This is a genomic window from Aquimarina sp. Aq78 (assembly GCF_900299525.1).
GTDB lineage: Bacteria > Bacteroidota > Bacteroidia > Flavobacteriales > Flavobacteriaceae > Aquimarina.
Map to the genome: position 1 here is coordinate 410193 of NZ_OMKA01000026.1, position 22550 is coordinate 432742.

Here is a 22550-nt window from a genome sequence, read left to right on the forward strand (position 1 = left end):
AATTGAAGATATTAAAAAGTTATTAACTAAGAAATTGTTAATTAAAAATTAATTCAATCTTGCAACATTGAGTAAAAAAAACGTCTAGAGCTTGAAAAATAGACTCTAAATAGATTAAGATTAACATATTACTAGTGCGAAAAAGAGTATAAGTCTCAAATCAATTTATGATTACAAATTGATTTGAGACTTATTTTTTTATGTTATCTGAAAATAGATTTAGTATTCAGATTGCCCTAAATACCGTTGTAAAAGAGTATGTGTTGAAGAATCATGTTCTTTAATCTCACGAGTGTCGATCTCAGATAAAATAGTAGTAGCCAGTTGTTTACCTAATTCTACACCCCATTGGTCATAGCTAAAAATATTCCATATAATACCTTGAACAAAAATACGCTGTTCATACATCGATACTAATGCACCTAGGCTTTTAGGGGTGAGGGTGTCGATTAAAATAGTGGTTGTAGGTTTATTACCTGCAAATACTTTAAAAGGCAACAGTTTTTTTAGCTTTTCTTTGGAGATGTTTTTAGCACTTAATTCCCGAAGCACTTCGTCTTGGGTTTTGCCATTCATCAAGGCTTCTGTTTGTGCAAAAAAGTTGGCCATTAATTTATTTTGATGATCTTGATCATCAAATAAAGAGTGTTTAAAACCAATAAACTCTGCTGGAATCAATTTTGTCCCCTGATGAATTAATTGAAAGAATGCATGCTGGGCATTGGTTCCTGGTTCTCCCCAGATAACCGTACCAGTTTGGTAGTTAATAGGGTTACCATTGCGATCTATACTTTTTCCATTACTTTCCATAATACCTTGCTGTAAGTACGCCGGTAATCTATGTAAATATTGAGAATAAGGGATGATAGCCTCGCTTTCTGCATTAAAAAAATTATTGTACCATATGCTAAGCATTCCTAAAATTACAGGAATATTTTCTTCAAAAGGAGTATTCTTAAAATGTTCATCCATCTCATGAGCACCTGCTAGCAGGGCTTCAAAATTTTCATAACCTACGGATAAACTTATAGATAGCCCTACTGCACTCCATAAAGAAAAACGACCTCCAACCCAATCCCATAGCGGAAAAATATTTTCTTCTGCAATCCCAAAATTAGTAACATTAGGAATATTACTTGATACGGCTACAAAATGTTTCTCTACAGCTTCTTTTGGTGCATTTTTGGTGAACCAATTTCTTACTGTAGTAGCATTTGATATAGTTTCTTGAGTAGAAAAGGTTTTAGATACGACTACAAATAAAGTAGTCTCCGGATCTAATTTTTTTAGGTTTTGATGAACATGATCTCCATCTACATTAGAGATAAAATGTAGAGTAAGATGATTCTTGTAATAAGCTAAGGACTCGGTAATCATAGCAGGACCAAGATCAGATCCTCCAATACCAATATTTACAATATCGGTAAAAGCTTTGCCTGTATATCCTTTAAGATTTCCTGAAATAACCTGATGGCTAAAGGACTTTATTTTTTCTTTTACGTTTGTAACTTCAGGAATTACATTTTTACCATCAACGTTAACTTGATATGTTGATGATGTTCTGAGGGCTGTATGTAGAACGGCTCTATTCTCTGTCTCATTAATAGTACTTCCATCAAAATAATGTTGTATCGCTTCATCGAGCTTTACTTCTCGGGCCAGATCTAATAACAGTTTTTTTGTAGTCTTATCGATTCTGTTTTTAGAATAGTCTACATAAAAATCCTTCCATTCAATCGAAAAGACATCTGCACGATCCGGATTGTGTTCAAAAAGATCTTTAAGATGTGTTTCTTTTATGGTTTCGTAATGAGATTTTAATGCTTCCCAGGCTTTTGTGGTGGTTGGGTTAATAGTTGGTAATATCATGATTTATAAAATTTCCAGGGGTTTTTGTGGTTTAAAAGAAATGCTATCTAATTCGGTCTTTAAAGGCTGGACATGGTTATAAAAGCCTTGTTTAAGACTATCGGCTAGTGGTTTTGAAGCCGGAAGATCTTGTTTAAATGGGTCTACTTCTTTTCCGTTTTTCCAGAATCTGTAGCATACATGGGGACCTCCTGTATTACCAGTCATCCCAATATAGCCTATAACATCTCCTTGCTTTACAAACTCACCTACTTTTACAGCTTGTCTGCTCATATGTAGATATTGAGTGTCATAAGTGGCATTATGTCTTATTTTTACATATTTACCATTTCCACCTCTTCGCTCAGATTTGGTTATGACTCCGTCTGCAGTGGCTAATATTGGTGTGCCAATAGGGGCGGCAAAATCGGTACCTCGATGTGGTCTTACTTTATTGCCATAGTATTTGATTCTGCGTTTAAGGTTGTATCTCGAAGAAATTCTACTAAATTTTACTGGAGCAGTAAGAAATGCTCTTCGCAAATTGTTAGCTTCTTCATCGTAATAATCTATAGAATTGTTAATTGAATCATCTATAAACCTAAAGGCATAAATAGGTTTGCTTCTATGTTCAAAATAAGATGCTTTGATCTGGTCAACTCCTGCAGGAATAGTATCGTCAATAAATTTCTCGGTATAAATTACCTTAAATCTATCTCCTGCTTGTAATCTTGTAAAATCAATAGTCCAGGCATAAATATCTGCCATGTTATATGCAACCAGAAAATTGAGATCCATATCATCAAATGTTTGCATTAAACTACTATTTATGACTCCAGAAGCAGTTTTTTCAACCAGTGTTACGGGTTTTTTACTTTTTTTGGCAATGATACTATCTCTAAAATCAATTACGGTATAATCGATTTTGTTATTTTGATATACAAACACCTGTGCTTTTTCTGTTGTATCCTTTGTTTTAAGAAGCATATAAGGTTTTCCTGCCTGAATTCTGGCTACATTAAAAGTATCTTTAATTGTATTGGTGATTTCGAATACTTTAGTTCTACTTATGCCGTGAGTATCCATAATGGCCCCAAAACTATCTCCGGGACGGATGGTATCTTTGACAACATTAAAATCATTTAGGATATAACCAAATTCGGTTATAACAGGGGGTGCTTTTTCTTCCTCGATAACTTCAGGAACAATAATTTTTGCTTCTTTTTTTTCTTTCTGACATGAAAATAATACTACCGCTATAAGTAGTAAATAACCTATTTGCTTCAACTGACGACTATTTTATTTTGCGGCATTAAATTGATGAGCAACCCATTGTTGGCCCCAGTTTTCTTTTTCTTCCTTAGTCCAAAGATTAGGAAAAAACATAATCCTTTGAAAACTTGGAGGTAAGAAACTTTTCCAGTTTGTTCCTCCTGTAGCCAAAACTTCACCTTTCTCTTTATTGAGATACCTATAGGCGGCACCCATGTGCATTAATAACCAATTAACATTCACATTAATGTCAAAAGTACGCAAAGCTTCGATAAGGAGCACATTATTTTGCTCTTTTTCTGGTAGTTCGAGGTATTTATGAAAAATAGTGCTGTGTTGTACTTGGTGAGCAATACGCATCATTCTTGGTGTATATCGATATTCGAATTGCTTAAGCGTAAGTGTTTTTTCACCAGTTTCTTTATCAGTAGCACCAGATTTCCAGTATAAATGTTCGAATACTTCTTCGAGGACATCTTTTTCAGAAAATAAACTTCTTTCTTTAGCACTTACAAGATTTGCAAGGGGAGTCGAATATATTTCGATCAATCTGAATTGTACAGATTGAAAACCACTTGCTGGCAGAAGAGACATTCGGTATTTAAGAAACTGTTCTTTGTCCATTCCTCTAATCATGACATCAAAAGAATTGATCAGAACTCTAAAATAACGATTTACTCGATCAATTTTAGCGGTAAAAAATGCTGCATTTTGTAATTTATCATCAATAATCTGTTTTAACTCATGTATAATGAGTTTAAAATAGAGTTCTGTAATCTGATGATAAGTAATAAAAATTTCTTCGTCGGGAAAATGCGTTCTTGGGATTTGCAAACTTAATAGGGTGTCCAGATGTATATAATCCCAATAGGTTAAATATCGATCGTGAAGCAGGCCATCTAAATATGATCCCAAATCCTGGCCAGAATTTTTAAATTTCTTTTCTAATTGCTTTATTTTTTCGGCAATCTCTGGTTTTATAGATTCATTCATTAATCTACTATAATTTTAAATGGGTGTTTAAGTCCTTTAAATGCATCTAAATCTGCTTTTATCGAGCCTACAACAATATCTGCTTTTATTCTTACAGGCATACGATTATCATCATCACTTACCCATACGGTCATACTTTCTTCTTCTTTAAAAACTCTATCTGCTTGGACATAGGGCCTAAATTTTAAACATGCAATTTTACCCATTTTGGTTTTAATTACTTCTCTTCCTAAGAATTTTAACTTAAAACGATAGCTTTCATTATCAAAAAACATATTTACATATTGTTCGTCTCCTTTTTTTAGAGAAGATGTATTAATGTTATTACGCAAGTAGTAAAAAGAAGACATCATATCCTGTACATCAGATTGTATAGGGTAAGATTTTTTTGTATTGTGTTTTTTGTTGAAAACTAATGCTTTGTTTTCATTATGATCGAAGTTAATTTCTATATTCTTGGTATGCCCTCCTTCATTTATTTTTCGAATAAAACGATATGGTTTTACTCTGTCCATGTCAATATAGGTTTCATAATAGTCTTCTACTTTAAAAAAGACACTTAAAAAACCAGATGATTTACCTGTACCAATTATGTGATGTACTGGTTTCCCATTTAACTGCTCTTTTTTAATTTCAAGTGTAGCATAACTAGCTGTAAAAAGACCATAATGAATTCTGAATTTAAACCATTCTCCAGAATCGAATGCTTTATGGTTATCTTGCGCAAAAGCAGGAACTATACTTGTTATCAAAAGCAATATTATGATATACTTTTTCATAGTTTAGGGCATTGTTATTATTTGATATACATACTAATTGAATATGCAATTACAATATCCATTCCAAAAATACTATTTAATATGAAGAGATAAAAATGAATATTGTTATCTAATCTAAAAATATAAACAAAAAAAGAGAGCCACCACAGCTCTCTTCTTTACTTTTATTAACCAACTAAAAACTTAAATTATGAGAATAATTATTGTTTTAGATATAGGCGGTAACCACTCCACCTATTATATGCAAAAATGGACTTTTTTTGAATAATTATCAAACGAAAACGTTTTTTTATTATGAAATTTAACAAAAGTTTATATCGATTGCTGTGAAAATTGCATTTTTCTCAAAAATCAAAAAGTAGCTTTAATCAATAAAAAAGAATCTGTTTTAGCTATTTTTTTAACCAAAATTCTTTTCATTTTAAGCCTAAAAAGGAGATTTGATCTGCTTCTCGATAACTTGGACAGACTTGTCTTTGATTAAAAATGTTAAATTCACAATTTATTTAATTTATAGGTTCGTATTGTTTTACTACCTGATCTATTTTTCCAAAAATTGTTTCTCCTTGCTTATTTTTCATTTCGATTTCTATACGATCGTCAAAACTCATGAAAGGAGTGGATGGTTTCCCGTTTTTTATAATTTCTAAACATCTAACTTCTGCCAAACAACTTGATCCATCTGGACTCCCTTGATTAGCGACAGTACCAGATCCTATTACAGATCCAGCCATTAAAGACCTTGATTTAGCAGCATGAGCAATCAATTGGCCAAAATCAAAAGTCATATCTATTCCTGCATTAGGTGATCCTATAACTTTAGAATTTAATGTAGAGATCAACGGTAGATGTACTTTAGCATTACTCCAGGCATCATCTAGTTCATCTGGCGTAACTACTACAGGAGAAAATGTAGTCCATGGTTTAGATTGATAAAACCCAAATTGTTTAGCCAGCTCATTAGGGATTAAATTTCTTAATGAAACATCATTAATGATTGCCACAAGTTTAATATGCTTTTGAGCATTTTTTGCACTTACACCAGCAGGAACATCATCTGTTATTACAGCGACTTCAGATTCAAAATCTATTCCCCACTCTTCTTTTTCAATTTCAATATCTTCATTTGCCCCAATGAATGCATCAGAAGCTCCCATATACATTAAGGGATCGGTCCAGAAAGTCTCTGGTAATTCGGCATTCCTTGCTTTTCTTACTAGTTCTACATGAGTAACATAGGCGCTACCGTCTGCCCAATGATAGGCCCTGGGAATTGCAGCCATGGTTTCGGTCGAATCAAAATCAAAAGTATTTGGCAATGTATTATTTTGTAACTGATCATACACCTTTTCTAGTTTAGGAGAAATATCCTCCCAATTATCCAAGGCTTCTTGCATTGTTTGAGAAATTTCAGGAACTTTTATTGCTTTGGTTAGATCCCTGCTTACTACCACTAGTTGTCCGTCTCGGCTGTTATTTTTTATTGTTGCTAATTTCATTGTATCGTTTTTCTTTGAACTTCATAACCTGTATTATAATTTCATTTTGAGGAAACTATTTTTACAGGAAACTTTTGTTTGATTTTTTAGAAATACTATACCATACATTATATACCAATTAAAAGATAAGTTCTAAATAATTGGTATATAAAAATGGCAAGAAAATAATAAGTCTATTTTCTTAAAATGTAGTGTTATGCTGTTTTTAAAGCGTACCTCTTTGTTCTTGTTCTCTCTCGATAGCTTCGAACAATGCTTTAAAATTACCTTTACCAAAAGACTGAGCTCCTTTACGTTGTATAATTTCAAAAAACATTGTTGGACGATCTAAGACTGGTTTGGTAAAAATCTGAAGCAGGTATCCTTCATCATCTCGATCAATTAGAATTCCTAATTCTTTAAGTGGAGCAAGATCTTCATCGATTTCACCAACTCGATCCAAAACAGTTTCATAATAACTAGCAGGAACAGTAAGAAATTCTATTCCTCGATTCTGAAGTGAAGAAACGGTTTCAATAATGTTATCGGTAGCTAATGCTATGTGTTGTACTCCGGCACCATTATAAAAATCGATATATTCTTCAATTTGAGATTTTTTTCTTCCCTCTGCAGGTTCGTTTATAGGAAACTTTATACGACCGTTACCATTACTCATTACCTTACTCATTAAGGCTGTGTATTCTGTAGAAATATCTTTATCATCAAAAGAGACTAATTGTGCAAATCCCATAACTTTGGCATAAAACTCACACCATTTGTTCATCTCATTCCATCCTACATTACCTACCATATGATCAATAAACTTAAGACCTGTAGTTTCTGTTTTATAGGGTTTGGTCCAGGCCATATAGCCAGGTAAGAATATTCCGTGATAATTTTTTCGTTCTACAAAAATGTGTACTGTTTCTCCATAAGTGTGGATTCCTGAAAACACAACACGACCGTTTTCATCTTCTTCAACGGTGGGTTCCATATAGGATTCGGCACCACGTTTTACGGTTTCCTGATAGCTTTTGGTAGCGTCATCAACCCAAAGAGCTACTACTTTTACTGCATCACCATGGGCATTTATATGTTTGTTAATATCTCCATCTGGTTGTAGAGGAGAAGTAAGAACCAATCTTATTTTATCTTGTTGTAGTACATATGAAACACTATCCTTGCGTCCTGTTTCTAATCCGGCATAGGCTATAATTTGAAACCCCCATGCTGCTTGGTAATAATAGGCTGCTTGTTTGGCATTACCTACATAGAGTTCTACATAATCTGTTCCTAACAGCGGCAAGAAATCTTCTGCCTGAGGAACTATTTTTTCTAAATTCTGAGGTGTTATATTGGTCGACATAATGCTTTTAATTTTTATAGTTAAATAAATGAGTCAATGAGAAAAACATATTCATGATTTTTTCTCGAATAGGGTAGTTTAAAAACATTACCACATGGCTCTTAAATGCGCTGTAATATCTTTCCTGTAATTTAGCATAACAAATTATCTTTTTTAAAGCTGTTTTGATTTTAAAACATTTCCTGGTGTGTTACTCAAGCCAGGATTTATGATAGTCTTCGTCGGCTATTTTCATAGCCTCTTCGGTAACCATAAGAGGTTTAAAGGTGTCTACCATAACGGCTAATTCATCAGTTTTGGTTTTTCCAATACTTCGTTCTACTGCTCCAGGATGAGGACCATGAGGTATCCCTGCGGGATGTAAGGAAATATGTCCTGCGTCAATATCGTTTCTACTCATAAAATCACCATCGACATAGTATAATACTTCATCACTATCTATGTTACTATGATTGTAGGGTGCAGGAATACTGTCTGGATGGTAATCATATAATCTTGGTACAAAAGAACAAATCACAAAAGCATCAGTTTCGAATGTTTGGTGCACTGGTGGTGGTTGATGTATTCTACCTGTGATAGGCTCAAAGTCGTGTATCGAAAAAGCATAAGGGAAATTAAATCCATCATATCCTACCACATCAAACGGATGTGTAGCATAGATCATATCAAAAATTTCATCTTGCTTTTTTACTTTGATTAAAAAGTCTCCTTTTTCATCGTTAGTTTCTAATTCGTATGGAGTCCTGATATCACGTTCACAAAATGGAGAATGTTCTAGCAATTGCCCAAACCAATTTCGGTATCTTTTTGGAGTATAAATTGGTCTTCTTGATTCTACAATAAACAAGCGATTATCAGAAGTATCAAAATCAAGTTTATAAATAGTTCCTCTGGGAATCAATATATAATCACCATATTTAAAATCGAGATTACCTAGGTGGCTACGAAATTTTCCGCTTCCGCGATGCACAAAAATTAATTCATCGGCATCTGTATTTTTATAAAAATAATCGGTAGTGGATTCCTGAGGGGCAGATAAAATAATACTTACATCACTATTGATTAGTACATTTTTTCTGCTCTGTAAATAATCCTTTTCTGGATTGACTTTAAAGCCATGGAGTCTATAGGATTTGATATTATTTTTAATAGCTACTTTAGGAGCTACACTATAACTTCCTTTAATTTCTTTTACTTGCGTCGGTCTATGGCAATGATATGAATTGGTCGACATTCCGTCAAAACCTATTGTTCCAAATAATTGCTCATAATATAAATTACCATCGGGTTTTTTAAAGATGGTATGGCGTTTTGGGGGTATTTCCCCGAGAGTATGATAAAAAGGCATGATGTTGCAAATTTATAATATTAACTACTTTTTTTAATAAGACAATAATAAATAGCAGATCTACCTTATTCGGGATTGCGCTTAATAAGGTAGTGTAGTAATAATAGTAAATCCTGCCAAAACAAGTTCATAATATTACAAATATCGTAAATATTTCTATTCTATCGCAGTATAATTTTTTAAAACCAAAAACCGATACTAAAAAACCAACTACTTTCGTCTAGTTCTGGAGAATAAGAATATTTAACTTGTACTGGTCCAGCAAAGGTATCCAGGCCATAACCCAAAGCATAACCAGAAAATTCTGGATCTTCAAACCATTTCCCGGTACTAAATAACTTATTGCCTACATTTGCAAAATTGGCAGATGCGTTAATATGGTTGTTTTTAAATATCTCATAATCTACAGATAGTAGAGCTTTCACAAAGCTTTGCCCTGTCATTCCGAAAAAATCATATCCATAAAAAGGAATAAAATTATTAATAGTTTTAGCGCCAAAACCTCCAAGTAGAAAATCAAGAGAACTTAAGGAAGTATTTCCAATTTTGGTACCTGCTTCCAGGCTAATGTTCATAGAAAGATCTTCATATAATGGTGTAGCAAACCCTAGTTGTGCTTTGGTAATTGAGAATTCATCAAAACTTTCTGTAAAATCAGAAGAAAAAAGATAGGTGTGGATATCACCTTCAAATAAAAATCCACGCTTTGGAAAATATTTGTTGTCATAAGTATCTAGTTTAATATACCCAAAGGCACTCCAATAATCACTGTCATCAAATACAGTTCTTGGAATTTGATTTTCATCTTCTCCAAACGTTTCAGAAATAATACTAAGGCGTTTATATTCTGCACCTAATCCAACAGAAAAGGTTTGTTGTAGTAAGGTTTCTGCATAGATTTGTGCATTATAGTCGGTATAATCTACATCGATAGTATTAATATCTAAATCAGGGATTTCTCCAAATCTTCCTATAAAATCAAAATCAATTGCTTTTTTAAAATTGGTATAGCGAACTTTTAGCCCGGTACTCCAATAAAAACCTTTGTCTATATAGTAGTCCAGATTATAACGAATATTATCACCTAAAGCTACATCGGCAGAAAGTACATCATTATCAAATAACAGGCTTTTTCTGGTAACATTAATTAGGGCTGCAGTTTGATATAGGTCATCATAATGAAGTGCAAAACGTAGTAACATTTTGTTGTCACTCTCTTTTACATTAAGTGCTAGATGCTTGCCATCTTTTGTGTCAATGAGTTTGTGACTTACACGATCAAAGTTTCCTGTTGCTGATAAGTTGTTAATACCTTCATTTAATTTTCCGTAAGTTGTAACACTAGGAGTTTTTAGTTTTAGTTTCCCTTTGATATAAGCTCTTGTATATCTTTCATTTCCTGAAATGGCCAAACTGCTGACTAATATGTTTTCTGAGCTTTTAGCAATAACAGGTTTCTTTGATCCAGATTTTTGACGCATTGCAATTGCTTTGAGCTTTTCATAATTTGCAAAGGCAGCTTTTTCTCCATTAGCAATAATTTTATCAACCTGGTCAAAAGAGATTACCGAAAAATCCGTTATCGAAGGTTTAATGTATAAATCTGTTTCAGAAGCTTTATTTTTCATGGCTTCGTAAGTTCTGAAATTGTTGATTTGAAGCATGATATTTGTTACCGAGGTTAGTTGATCTCTAGACATTAGGCTGTCTTGTACATCAATCCCTATTACTATTTCTGCTCCTTTTTCTTTAATTTCTTTAACAGGATAGTTATTGGTCACCCCTCCATCTGTCATTAAAATTCCATTTAATTCTACAGGGCTGAAAACAGAGGGCAATGCACCACTGGCAGCAACAGCATCGGGCAAATATCCTTTGTCCAGCAGTACTTGTTCTCCAGTCTCAATATTAGTAGCCATACAGAAAAAAGGGATTGGTAGATTATTAAAATCACGTATTTCGCTTACATGAGCTGTAAATCTTGAGAATTGGTTATAAAAATTCTGTCCCTTAGATAGCCCTTTGGGTAAACCGATTTTAAATTTATCAAAAGGAAGGGTTATGGCATATTTTTCTGAATCTTCTCGTTCATAAAACGTTTTAGCGCTTCTCGGAAGTTCGTCTTGTATAAATGCATCAAAGTCAACAGCTCTAAAGATAGAATCGAGTTCTGCTGCACGATATCCAGAAGCATATAAAGCTCCTACAATAGCTCCCATACTGGTACCGCCAATATAATCGATACGTACTCCTGCATCTTCTATTATTTTTAAAGCACCAATATGAGCAAGTCCTTTTGCACCACCGCCACTTAAGACTAATCCTATCTTTAGATCTTCTGTAGCAGGATTATCGTGAACTTCTAAGGATTGTTTTTCTTGCGACCACATTATATCTGGAATGAGGAACACTAAAAGTAGTATTCCAGATAAAAAAAATCTTAATGTATTGTGTCTGGCCACGCTTATTCTTTTTTAGAAAGATAATAATTATACACTTTGGTTGCGCGCGAATCCCCTATCACTTCACTTAATTCGTGTTTAGAAGCTTCACTTATTCTTTTTACAGATCTAAAGTTTTTTAATAATTCTATTACGGTTTTTTCTCCAATCCCGGGAATTAAATCTAATTCGGTATCTAAAGCAGCTTTGCTTCTTTTTTGTCTATGGAAAGTAATTCCGAATCGGTGTGCTTCATTTCGTAAATGTTGTATGACTTTTAAGGATTCTGATTTTTTATCTAAATATAAGGGTATAGAATCCCCTGGATAATAAATCTCTTCTAGTCGTTTTGCAATACCAATAATGGTTATTTTTCCTCTTAAACCCAATGTGTCCAGAGCTTTTAATCCTGAAGAAAGCTGTCCTTTCCCTCCATCTACAATCACTAGTTGAGGTAAAGGTTGATTTTCTTCTGTTAATCGTTTATACCGCCGATATACGACTTCTTCCATAGAAGCAAAATCATTGGCACCTTCTACTGTCTTTATATTAAACTTTCTATATTCTTTTTTACTGGGTTTTCCGTCTTTAAATACCACACAGGCAGCGACTGGATTAGTCCCCTGGATATTCGAATTGTCAAAACATTCGATATGTCTTGGTTCTTCGGGTAACCTCAAATCTTTTTTCATTTGTGCCATCAAGCGTTTTATATGTCGATCAGGATCCATAATCTTGATTTGCTTAAAACGTTCTTGTCTATGATATTTTGCATTTCTTAAAGATAAGTCTACAATCTTTTTTTTGTCACCTAATTGCGGGATTGTGATTTTTAGATCTTCTCCTACTTCTACATTAAAAGGAACAAATATTTCTTTAGATGTAGAGTTAAAACGCTGTCGGAGTTCGATAATGGCAAGTTCTAAAAGTTCTTTATCAGATTCGTCCAATTTTTTCTTAACCTCTGTAGTATGTGATCTAATTATCGCGCCATAGGATAGTTGAAGAAAATTTATATACCCATAGGATTCATCTGATATAATAGAAAACACATCAACATTACTTATTTTAGGATTAACTACAGTTGATCTTGCCTGGTAGTTTTCTAGTATTTGTATTTTTTCCTTAATCCGCTGGGCATCTTCAAACTCCATTTTTTCTGCATGTATCATCATTTGACCTCTAAAGCGATTAAGAGAATCTTTAAAATTTCCTTTTACAATTTGACGAATAGCTTCAAGGTTTTCGAGATATTCTTTTTCATCTTGTAACCCTTCACAAGGTCCTTTACAATTACCTAAATGATATTCTAAACAGACTTTATATTTTCCGTTATTTATTTTTTCCTGAGATAAATCATAAGTGCATGTTCTAAGCTGGTATAGTTCTTTGATAAGATCCAAAAGGACATGTACTGTTTTTACCGAAGTGTAGGGGCCATAGTATTCTGAGCCATCTTTGATAAGATTACGAGTAAGAAATACTCTGGAGAAACGCTCTTTTTTGATACAAATCCAAGGATATGTCTTATCATCTTTGAGCATGACATTAAACCTAGGTAAATATTTTTTAATCAGATTGTTTTCTAGTAACAGTGCATCTGTTTCTGTTTCAACAACAATATGTTTTATGGTATGAATCTTCTTTACAAGAACCTTAGTTTTATAGTTATCATGATTCTTTGTAAAGTAAGAAGAAACTCTTTTTTTTAGATTCTTTGCTTTTCCTACATAGAGTATTGTATCATCTTTATCATAATATTGATATACTCCAGGACTGGTAGGTAATATTTTAATTTGTATGTCTAAAGTAGCTTCTTGCATATTCGAATGGTAAAGTTAAGAGTTTAGCTCAATTGTAATACGAATATTAGGAGTTTAAATTTTTGTTAATTACTGTTTAGTGTTACGGTTTTCTATTAAATAGTAGGGATGTAATACAATGCTTATTGATTTTTATTACATTAGTAGCGCAATATCAATCATATCTTTTGGAGAAAGAAAAGAAAATAATTGGCAGAACTGATAAAGTGGATTTTCCTCTTTTAGAATTGAAAGATATCGATACCAAAATCGATACAGGAGTATATACTTCATCTATTCACTGTATTGATATAAGAGAGGTGGATCAAACATTGCAATGCAATCTTCTTGATATAGCGCATTCAGAACATAATGGTAAAAGATTTACATTTAAAAATTATGACATTACCGCAGTAAAAAGTAATAATGGAAAAGTAGAAGTGCGATACGTCATTAGAACACAAATTATTGTATTTGATAAAACGTATCCTATAACTCTTACATTATCTCCTCGTGATGATATGCGTTTTCCAGTATTAATTGGCCGTAAATTTTTAAGTGGTAAATTTTTGGTTGACCCCCAATTAGAAAATCAGTCTTATAATAGAAAACGGTAATGAATATCAAAATCTTGTCGCGTAGTGCAAATTTGTATTCTACTAATGTCCTGGTACAGGCAGCAGTAAAACGAAAGCATAATGTACAGGTGATAGATCCTCTTAATTGCGATATTATTATTGAAAAACAAAAGCCTGAGATTTATTATCGAGGTAAGAAATTAGATCATGTAGATGCTGTGATCCCTAGAATTGGGGCTTCTGTAACTTTTTACGGTACTGCAGTAGTACGACAGTTTGAGTTAATGAATGTATTTACCACACTTAAGTCACAAGCATTACTACAATCTAGGGATAAGCTAAGAAGTTTACAAATATTATCTAAAGCAGGATTGGGACTTCCCAAAACAGTATTTACCAATTATTCTAAAGATGTTTCTGAGGTTATATCTCATGTAGGAGGAGCTCCTTTAATTATTAAATTATTAGAAGGTACTCAGGGATTAGGAGTTGTATTGGCCGAAACTAAAACTGCAGCAGAATCTGTGTTAGAAGCTTTTAATGGATTACAGGCTCGTGTAATTGTACAAGAATTTATAAAAGAAGCCAAAGGGGCAGATATTAGAATTCTTGTTGTTGATGAACAAGTTGTGGGAGCTATGAAAAGACAAGGTAAAGAAGGTGAGTTTCGATCTAATTTACACAGAGGTGGTAGCGCATCGGTGATTACTCTTAGTGAAGAAGAAGAACAAGCTGCCATAAAAGCGGCCAAAGCTTTAAAAATGGGTGTAGCAGGTGTAGACATACTACAAAGTGATAGAGGCCCTCTTATTCTCGAAGTTAATTCTTCTCCAGGATTAGAAGGTATAGAAAGCGCAACAGGAAAAGATATCGCAAAAACCATTATTCGCTATATTGAAAGAAGTTTATAACACAATGACCAAAGTAACAGGAAAAAATATACTTAATATTCTTGGTAAAGAAGTACTGCCTGGCACCAGTACAACTATAAATTTTAATATAGCCAAGTTATATACTTCTACTAAGGTAGAAATACCTATAATCATAGAGAGATCAAAAAAACCAGGGCCTACGGTGCTTATTACTGCAGGAATTCATGGAGATGAGATCAATGGGGTAGAAGTTGTGAGGCAAATCATTGCAAGAAAAATCAATAAGCCTGCAAAAGGTAGTATCATATGTATTCCTGTGCTTAACGTATTTGGTTTTTTAAGTATGGATCGTTTTTTTCCTGATGGTCGAGATTTAAATAGGGTATTTCCAGGAACCAAAAATGGATCTCTTGCCAGTCGTTTTGCTTATCAGTTTATAAATGAGATTTTACCGGCGGCAGATTTTTGTTTAGATTTTCATACCGGAGGAGCCAGTAGATTTAATGCTCCACATATCAGAGTGGACCCTAAAAATGAAAGATTGATAGCTTTGGCAAAAATTTTTAATGCTCCGTTTACTCTTTTTTCTAAGAACCTGGAAGGATCATATCGAGCTACCTGTGCCAAAAAAGGAAAAGATATATTATTGTTTGAAGGAGGGAAATCCCAAAACAGTAGTAAAGAAATAGCCAGAGAGGGAGTACAGGGAACCATGCGGATATTAGATCATCTGGGAATGCTGAATACCGAATTTGAATCTCTAGTTCAAGAATCTGATACTCAAATTGTTATAAAAAGTGTATGGATGCGCGCAAAATATAGTGGTTTATTGCATATTAAAATACCCATCGGTAAACATATAGAAAAAGGAGAGATTATGGCAACAATTACAGACCCTTATGGTAAGATGAGGCATGTGGTTAAAGCGAATAATGAAGGGTATGTGATAAATGTAAATGAATCTTCAATTGTATATAAAGGAGATGCCATTTTTCGTATAACTAAAGAATTAGCCAATGAATAAAAAAGAACTACGAGCTAAATATAAAACCCTTAGGTCCCATTTAAGTAATGAAGAAGTTGAGAATTTAAGCATCGATATCGCAAATCGATTGCTCGAATTACCCGTTTGGGAAAAATCGTATTATCATATTTTTTTATCTATTAATGAAAAGAAAGAGATCAACACAGAATTTTTGTTGAATATTCTCCTTGGAAAGGATAAAAATGTCATTGTATCAAAAAGTAATTTTAAAGACAATACATTGCAGCATTTTCTACTTACAGATACCACTGCATTAAAGGTAAATTCTTGGGGAATTCCAGAGCCAATTGATGGGATTCCAATCCCCGAAGATAAAATAGAAGTAGTTTTTGTGCCGTTATTAGCATTTGATCAAAATGGGAATAGAGTAGGTTATGGAAAAGGGTTTTATGATAAGTTTTTGGCAAAATGTAATCCCAATACTTTAAAAATTGGCCTTTCCTTTTTTTCTGCTGAAGAAGAAATAGAAAATGTAACTACAGCAGATATACCACTTGATTTTTGTGTTACCCCAACAGAGGTATACTCTATTAAGAAGTAAATAGGATTTTCTGAAATAAAGAATACTTTTGTATATTCGATACTTTAACTTGTACCCTCTAAAAAATGCCCCAAAATATAGAAAGTGTTTGCATCATTGATGATGACCATATTTATATTAATCTACTAAGCAAGATCATTGAATTAAAAAAACTATCAGAATCTGTTTTAGTTTTTAACAATGGTAAAGAAGCTTTAGATTTTTTTCTACAGTCTTTACTGAAAGAAGAAAACGAAGAGGTGCCCCAGATTATCTTTTTAGATCTTAATATGCCAGTTATGGATGGTTGGGAATTTTTGAATGAATTCTCTAAAATCAAAAATCAAATTAGAAAAAAAATTGACCTTTATGTAGTGAGTTCTTCGATAGACTCCAGAGATATAGAACGTGCCAAATCTATTGATATAGTGTCGGATTATCTTACCAAACCCATTAAGCTAGATGACTTCGAGAGAATATTGATCTAGTCAGAATTTAATACTTATTTTATTTTTTAGGAAATGCTTTCTTGTTAAAAACAATCAATAAGAATACACCAATACTTATCGCAGAATCGGCAATATTAAATACAGGGTCAAAGAATGAAAAATGTTTGCCTCCCATAAACGGAATCCAATCTGGCAGAATATCATCATAGAAGGTAAACTGAATCATATCGACTACCTTACCATAAAAAACACTTTCGTAACCACCCGCTTCTGGTAAGAAAGTAGCTATTTCTACCGGTGTACTTTCACTAAAAAAGATACCATAAAATATAGAATCAATAATATTCCCAAAAGCACCAGCAAAAATTAATGCAATACAAAAGGTAAGAATAGTAGGGCTGTTTTTGCGAACAGAATCATACAACCAATACCCGATTCCTGTGATGGCAACTACTCTAAATAGAGTAAGAACTAATTTCCCATAATTACCCGGAAGTTCAAACCCCCAGGCCATCCCTTTGTTTTCTACGAATATGATGCGAAACCAATCGAATACTTCTACACTATCATGAAGAGTAAAATGAGTTTTAATATAAATTTTGGTGATCTGATCAATAAGTAACACTAAAATTATAACTAAAATAGATTTCTTTAAAGACATATAAGTATTAATTTGCTTGGCTGTTAAAAGCGACGGACAAAAATAGTGTTTTATTTTGTTTTATAGATACTTATTGTTTTAGCTACATGATTTATGGACTTTTGTTCAGCATTAAGATAAAATTTATAACTAATCTTCTTTTAGTATTTTTTCAACATATTTGATCCATTGATAATCAGGAATGCTCTTATCGATATAATAATCAGGTTGAATACCTTTATTATCAATTGTCATTTCTGGTATTCTCATACTTTTAGATAAACTATATCCCAATTGTAGATCTTTACAGGGAGAATCAACAAAATTCATGTTTGAAATATCTAAAACACCTGTTGTAGTAGTGCCATAGAGTTTTACTTTTTTACTTTGCTTTGCTGCTAATAAAAACTGTTCTGTTGTACTACCATTATTTTTATTAATTACAATAGCAACATTTTTTGGGTAAGGGTGAATAGTATCTATTTTTTTGACATCTATTATGGTGTCATCAAGATTTACAAATTCACCAATATGTTTATTCAATTTTTCCAACCCTTCTTTTGCCCATTTCTTTTCTTCAGCAGACCAGTTAGGGTCCTTCATGAATTTCTTCATTCGATTATTATTAAGTGGTGTCGATAGTAGTTTAACACCCACTGTGCGTATAGGGTTAGTATACAAATAAGGAATGATTTTTTTATAGCTAGCATCACTTCCTCCACCATTATTTCTTACATCAATGATGAGGTTTTTTTTACGAATCAATTGATTGTGATTAACCATAATCAGGCTGTCTATATATTTTTTGTTAGAATATGAAAATGATGGAATTCTAAGAAGAATGGTATTGTCATTTAACTCTTTAATCATAGGGTTTCGAGCTTTGATTAACGCGAAATGTTCTTCTATTGTTTTATCAACTTCAAAATACGGTTTTAACCTTTTTAAAGCGATAAAGCCCATTTGTAGGTAGTTTTTTCCAACCAACTTCACATCTTTAAATATTCTGGGAGAATGATCTTTCATGTAATAAACAGCTTCTTTCTGATCATTTTCAGAAACTCTGATCCTAAATTTGATTTGATTTTTTTTCCAGTAAACACCATCAGCTTCAAGGACAAATCCAATATATTCGTTTTTGGTTTTTATGACACCAATTTTATACGGTTTTGATTCCCATACTCCTTCATAAGTAATGTTTTTTAATTTAGAAATATAGTGTTCAAATTCTTTTTCTCCTATATCATATTTTTCCCAATCCTTAAATTGATCCAAAGTTTCAGCATCAGAAGATCCATTTTGAACTTTGTTTTGTTGATTGTTAATCCGTACTCCTATATGCCCTGATCTAAAAAACCGAAGCCAATCATTTAGTATAGAAGAGCATTCCTTAATAGTTTTAATAGGTTTTATTTTAGCTCTAAATTTTTTATTATGGCTTGCATAAAGATCTTCTCCTTTTTGCTCTAATGTATAAATAAAACCAGCATCGTTTTCTTCAAATGTTTTCTTTAACCAGTTGAAATTATCTTCGCAAGAACAATTTTGTGAAAAAGTAAAAAATGAGGTGAAAAAGAATAAAAGAAATGCTGGTTTCATTACATTGGATATTTGCTGTTGTGTAATAGAAAACAATTACCTTATTTTTCTAAGGCAATTGTTTTTATATTCTTCTCATTATTGTTTTCTAATAAATATACTTCCACTCACGGTTCCAAGTTGTAGTTCGCTTCTTACATCTCCAAAAGTACCTGTTACTTTACTCCCTACTACTCTGTTTTTACCATGATCAAATTTCATGTCTTTATCAGAATAAATCATTCCGGTAACTGTTTCAGCTTTTAATCTTGATTTTGAAACATTGATGTCTATATCACCACTTATGGTTTTAAGATTAAGATCTCCATTGTAGTTTTTTATATCGATATTTCCACTAATAATATCAACAATTAATTCTCCATGATAGTTTTCAGACTGTACGTTTCCTGAAATGCTTTTTACTCTTAGAGTAGAATTTTTTGGAAGATACAAGGTGTACATAGCATCAATGTCTAAATTATTACAAGGACCCCAATTGTTTTTACGGTTTGATCCACCACGTTCTTTTTTCCACTTGTCGAATAGATCACCATAGTCTGATGATATATCCAGAACAGATGAGGTGTTCTTTATTTTTAAGTTAAAATAATCGTCAAATTCACCGCCATTAATACTTACACTGGCTTTTAAAGATACGTTGCTTTTATCCCATGTTTTGATAACGATGTCTTGGGCGAATTTAAATTCTACTTTGATTAGATCGGCAGAAGTGGTGAGTTCTTTTTGGATTACTTTCTGTGCATTTATTTGTAATGAAACAAAGCACAATAGGATGAGTTTTAATACAGTTTTCATGTTCGTTGTTTTTTGATTAATTGATGACCTCTATTATTTTTTTCTCAGGTAAATATTTCCTGTGGATGACCTTAAGGTAATATCAACTCCACCATTATTTATTTTGGTGTTTATAGCTCTTCTACCGCTGATTACCTTCATGTTTTTATGTTCAACGGGGAATTTTATATCAAAATCGGTATAGATTTCTCCCATAGAAGTTTTTAATTCTAGGTTTGCAGGGGTGCTAGATGGCAGACTTACATCGATTGCTCCCGTAGCAGATACAATAGAAATTGGGGAACTTTGGCTTACTTTGTCGAATACAATATTAATTTCACCTGTTGCAGTTTTGGCTACAATTGGACCGGTAACATTTTTTAATGTAATACCTCCAACATTGGTTCTTGCTTCTATCTCGGCAGAAAACCCATTAAAAGATAAGCTTCCCAGATTACTACTCTCTGTAGTGATGTTGATCTCTTTTGGGAGATAGATTTCTAAGGTTTCGCTATGCATACCTTTCAAGTTTCTGATAATAAGCGTTTCTCCTTCTTTTTGAATATAAATCCCTATACCGGTGTTGTCGCTTCCGCCAGAATACACAGCCTTTAATCCTCTGGCTTTTTCGGGGGTTTTTCTTCCTTCTCCTTTGATCAATACTTCATTTTGACTGTGAGTTTTTGCGATAACTCCAGATTCTGAGGCTATTCTTACTTTTTTGACTCCTTGTAGAGAATGTTTATAATCTTGTGCGGTTAGATTTCCTGCTACTATAAATACTAGTAATGCGATTGCTATTTTCTTCATGACTATTTGTTTTTTGATTGTACTTTTAAATTAAATTGGGTAACCCAATTTTTACCTGATCTTTCACATAATCAGGTGTTTCTTCTTTCTGAAGTAATTTTTCCATAGAAGGAACTGCGCGTTTTTCCTGAATAGAAACTAATATTTGAATTAATTCAATTTGTATACCTGGATCTTGTTCAATATCCAAGGCATTGATTAATGCTTTACGAATCATCTCAGAATCCGAAAATTTTGCCAGTGCTTCTGCTGCAGCTAATCGCACATTGGTATGATCGTCATAATGCATTTTATTGATTAAAGCGTTTAAGATGTCATTTCCGGGTTTTTCAAATTCTTCTGCATAGTTTACAGCCTGTAGGCGTTTGCTTGCAGATTCGTTTTCTATTAAAGAAATAGTCATCGTTTGCTTCATTTGATATTTTTCTTTTTCTAATACTGCCATTTCCTCAGAAAGTGATGCAGTATTCTCTAGTTTTCCGTAGAAATACCCCGAAAAAACAAGTGCAATAGTTGCAGCGATCTGCAAAACTGTTTTCCATGAGCTTTTGGCTTTTGGATTTAAGGATACAATCTTAGGATCATTGACTCCCTCTTTTTCTTTCTTCAGCATTTTCTCAAAGTTCATTTGTAAACTTTGATCCGGAAGTTCCTGAGAAGAAGTGTTATCTATGGCTTCAAAAACGGTTTGAAGTTCTTGTAGGGCTGTTTTGCACTGTTTACAGCTTTTGATATGTACTTCTACTTTTTGATATGTTTCCTGATCCAGATTATGATCTATATAATCAATCAGTTGATTTTGTATGTCTTTACAGTTCATAACGGTTATATGTTTTGTAAATAATAATCTTTTAATTTATGGATAGCTCGATGAACTTTGGTTTTTACAGCTCCTGCTGTAGAGCCCGTGATCTCGGCTATTTCCTGATACTTTATTCCTTGATATCGATTCATAACAACAAGCTCTTTATCAGTTTTGCTGAGTTGATTTAATGCTCGATATAATTCTTCATTAGTCTCCTTTATTTCGATATTATCTTGCTCTTTTTGTTCTATTTTATATTCGACATTTTCAAAGCGTTGAGCGACTGTTTTTTGACTTTGATAATGATCGCTAAATATATTTCTGGCAATGGTATAGATCCACGATGAAAACTTTCCTTTTTTATAAGAGGATCTATATTTAATCGCCTTATAGAAAACTTCTTGCGTAATGTCCTGGCTGATCTCCCGATCTCTTGTCATTTTTAATAAGAAATTAAAGATTTTGATATGGTATCTTTCAAAAAGGATACTCATTACATCCAGATTACCATTGGATACCAGAATCATTAATTCTTCGTCAGTTAGATTTTTCAAGATGTTACTCTTTTGGTTGGTTTCTATTACTAATACCTTGTTTTTTTAAAAAGGTTACATTTAATATCAGATAAATCAAATTCTTTTAGCTTCATTTTATAATCTATTTAATATAAGATAAAAAAAAGACCTCACTGGTTTAAAAACCGGTGAGGTCAAATCTAAAATTATAGATTATTTTTTTGTATTTAACTCTGCATATTTTTTGCTTCGATACTTAATGTAGCATGCGGAACCAGTTTTAATCGATCAGGATTAATTAATTTTCCTGTTACACGACAAATACCATATGTTTTGTTTTCAATACGTAATAAAGCATTCTTTAAATCGCGTACAAATTTTTCTTGTCTAATAGCAAGTTGTGTATTTGCTTCTTTAGACATAGTTTCACTTCCTTCTTCAAATGCCTTGAATGTTGGTGAAGTGTCATCTGTACCGTTATTTCCGTCATTTTTGTAAGCACTTCTGATTAATTCTAAATCTTTCTGTGCTTTTTCCATTTTCTCTACGATGATTTCCTTAAACATCGTTAAATCAGCGTCGCTGTACCTTACTTTGATATCTTCTGCCATACTTC

At 32.8% G+C, this 22550-nt stretch carries 21 protein-coding genes; 5 read left to right on the plus strand and 16 right to left on the minus strand.

The window, feature by feature from the left end:
* Positions 1-219: 219 nt before the first annotated feature.
* The 9 genes from pgi to uvrC all read right to left on the minus strand — a co-directional run bounded on the left by pgi (position 220) and on the right by uvrC (position 13348).
* Entirely contained in the window at positions 220-1869 is a 1650-nt protein-coding gene (gene pgi / locus DG435_RS18040; RefSeq protein ID WP_106791039.1) for a glucose-6-phosphate isomerase, read from the minus strand.
* Positions 1870-1872: 3 nt separating this feature from the next.
* Positions 1873-3135, minus strand: coding sequence for a peptidoglycan DD-metalloendopeptidase family protein (locus tag DG435_RS18045; RefSeq protein WP_106791038.1), 1263 nt, complete (start codon positions 3133-3135; stop codon positions 1873-1875).
* A gap of 12 nt (positions 3136-3147) precedes the next feature.
* Positions 3148-4113 carry a tryptophan 2,3-dioxygenase family protein gene (locus DG435_RS18050; protein ID WP_024768368.1) on the minus strand — a complete coding sequence of 322 codons (966 nt, stop codon included), beginning with the start codon at positions 4111-4113 and terminating at the stop codon, positions 3148-3150.
* Entirely contained in the window at positions 4113-4892 is a 780-nt protein-coding gene (locus DG435_RS18055) for a DUF3108 domain-containing protein (RefSeq protein ID WP_106791037.1), read from the minus strand. The genes DG435_RS18050 and DG435_RS18055 overlap by 1 nt, the downstream gene beginning before the upstream one ends.
* Positions 4893-5398: 506 nt before the next feature.
* Complete coding sequence (locus tag DG435_RS18060; protein ID WP_106791036.1) at positions 5399-6391, minus strand: fumarylacetoacetate hydrolase family protein; 993 nt, start codon at positions 6389-6391, stop codon at positions 5399-5401.
* A 205-nt stretch (positions 6392-6596) separates the two neighbouring features.
* Positions 6597-7736: a 4-hydroxyphenylpyruvate dioxygenase gene (gene hppD, locus DG435_RS18065; RefSeq protein ID WP_106791035.1), complete on the minus strand. Its 1140-nt coding sequence runs from the start codon at positions 7734-7736 to the stop codon at positions 6597-6599.
* Positions 7737-7926: 190 nt separating this feature from the next.
* Positions 7927-9084 carry a homogentisate 1,2-dioxygenase gene (locus DG435_RS18070; RefSeq protein WP_024768364.1) on the minus strand — a complete coding sequence of 386 codons (1158 nt, stop codon included), beginning with the start codon at positions 9082-9084 and terminating at the stop codon, positions 7927-7929.
* A 179-nt stretch (positions 9085-9263) separates the two neighbouring features.
* Positions 9264-11546: a patatin-like phospholipase family protein gene (locus DG435_RS18075; protein ID WP_369872209.1), complete on the minus strand. Its 2283-nt coding sequence runs from the start codon at positions 11544-11546 to the stop codon at positions 9264-9266.
* A gap of 2 nt (positions 11547-11548) precedes the next feature.
* Positions 11549-13348, minus strand: coding sequence for an excinuclease ABC subunit UvrC (gene uvrC / locus DG435_RS18080; RefSeq protein WP_106791033.1), 1800 nt, complete (start codon positions 13346-13348; stop codon positions 11549-11551).
* 125 nt (positions 13349-13473) lie between these two features.
* Between uvrC and DG435_RS18085 the strand changes: the two genes are divergently transcribed.
* The 5 genes from DG435_RS18085 to DG435_RS18105 all read left to right on the plus strand — a co-directional run bounded on the left by DG435_RS18085 (position 13474) and on the right by DG435_RS18105 (position 16830).
* On the plus strand, positions 13474-13944 hold the full coding sequence (locus tag DG435_RS18085; protein ID WP_369872210.1) for an ATP-dependent zinc protease: 471 nt from the start codon (positions 13474-13476) through the stop codon (positions 13942-13944).
* On the plus strand, positions 13944-14816 hold the full coding sequence (gene rimK / locus DG435_RS18090) for a 30S ribosomal protein S6--L-glutamate ligase (RefSeq protein ID WP_106791031.1): 873 nt from the start codon (positions 13944-13946) through the stop codon (positions 14814-14816). The genes DG435_RS18085 and rimK overlap by 1 nt, the downstream gene beginning before the upstream one ends.
* 4 nt (positions 14817-14820) lie before the next feature.
* Positions 14821-15801 (plus strand): succinylglutamate desuccinylase/aspartoacylase family protein, encoded by a 981-nt coding sequence (locus DG435_RS18095; protein WP_106791082.1) that lies wholly within the window; start codon positions 14821-14823, stop codon positions 15799-15801.
* The gene (locus tag DG435_RS18100; RefSeq protein WP_106791030.1) at positions 15794-16363 is read left to right on the plus strand and encodes a 5-formyltetrahydrofolate cyclo-ligase; all 570 of its coding nucleotides are present in this window, start codon (positions 15794-15796) and stop codon (positions 16361-16363) included. Before DG435_RS18095 ends, DG435_RS18100 begins: the two co-directional genes overlap by 8 nt.
* 65 nt (positions 16364-16428) lie before the next feature.
* On the plus strand, positions 16429-16830 hold the full coding sequence (locus DG435_RS18105) for a two-component system response regulator (protein ID WP_106791029.1): 402 nt from the start codon (positions 16429-16431) through the stop codon (positions 16828-16830).
* 19 nt (positions 16831-16849) lie between these two features.
* Here the strand turns inward: DG435_RS18105 and DG435_RS18110 are convergent, their stop codons facing one another.
* The 7 genes from DG435_RS18110 to DG435_RS18140 form a co-directional block, all read right to left on the minus strand.
* Positions 16850-17452, minus strand: a complete 603-nt coding sequence (locus DG435_RS18110) for a lipoprotein signal peptidase (protein ID WP_106791028.1) — start codon at positions 17450-17452, stop codon at positions 16850-16852.
* Between the two features lie 129 nt (positions 17453-17581).
* Positions 17582-19030: a S41 family peptidase gene (locus tag DG435_RS18115; protein WP_106791027.1), complete on the minus strand. Its 1449-nt coding sequence runs from the start codon at positions 19028-19030 to the stop codon at positions 17582-17584.
* Positions 19031-19108: 78 nt separating this feature from the next.
* A complete protein-coding gene (locus DG435_RS18120) occupies positions 19109-19825 on the minus strand; it encodes a hypothetical protein (RefSeq protein WP_106791026.1) in 717 nt (238 codons plus the stop codon).
* A gap of 33 nt (positions 19826-19858) precedes the next feature.
* On the minus strand, positions 19859-20614 hold the full coding sequence (locus DG435_RS18125) for a DUF4097 family beta strand repeat-containing protein (RefSeq protein ID WP_024768354.1): 756 nt from the start codon (positions 20612-20614) through the stop codon (positions 19859-19861).
* Positions 20615-20639: 25 nt separating this feature from the next.
* Entirely contained in the window at positions 20640-21434 is a 795-nt protein-coding gene (locus tag DG435_RS18130; RefSeq protein ID WP_106791081.1) for a HEAT repeat domain-containing protein, read from the minus strand.
* A 5-nt stretch (positions 21435-21439) separates the two neighbouring features.
* Positions 21440-21973, minus strand: coding sequence for an RNA polymerase sigma factor (locus DG435_RS18135; protein WP_106791025.1), 534 nt, complete (start codon positions 21971-21973; stop codon positions 21440-21442).
* Between the two features lie 188 nt (positions 21974-22161).
* Positions 22162-22545: a TraR/DksA C4-type zinc finger protein gene (locus tag DG435_RS18140; protein ID WP_024768351.1), complete on the minus strand. Its 384-nt coding sequence runs from the start codon at positions 22543-22545 to the stop codon at positions 22162-22164.
* Between the last annotated feature and the right edge of the window lie 5 nt (positions 22546-22550).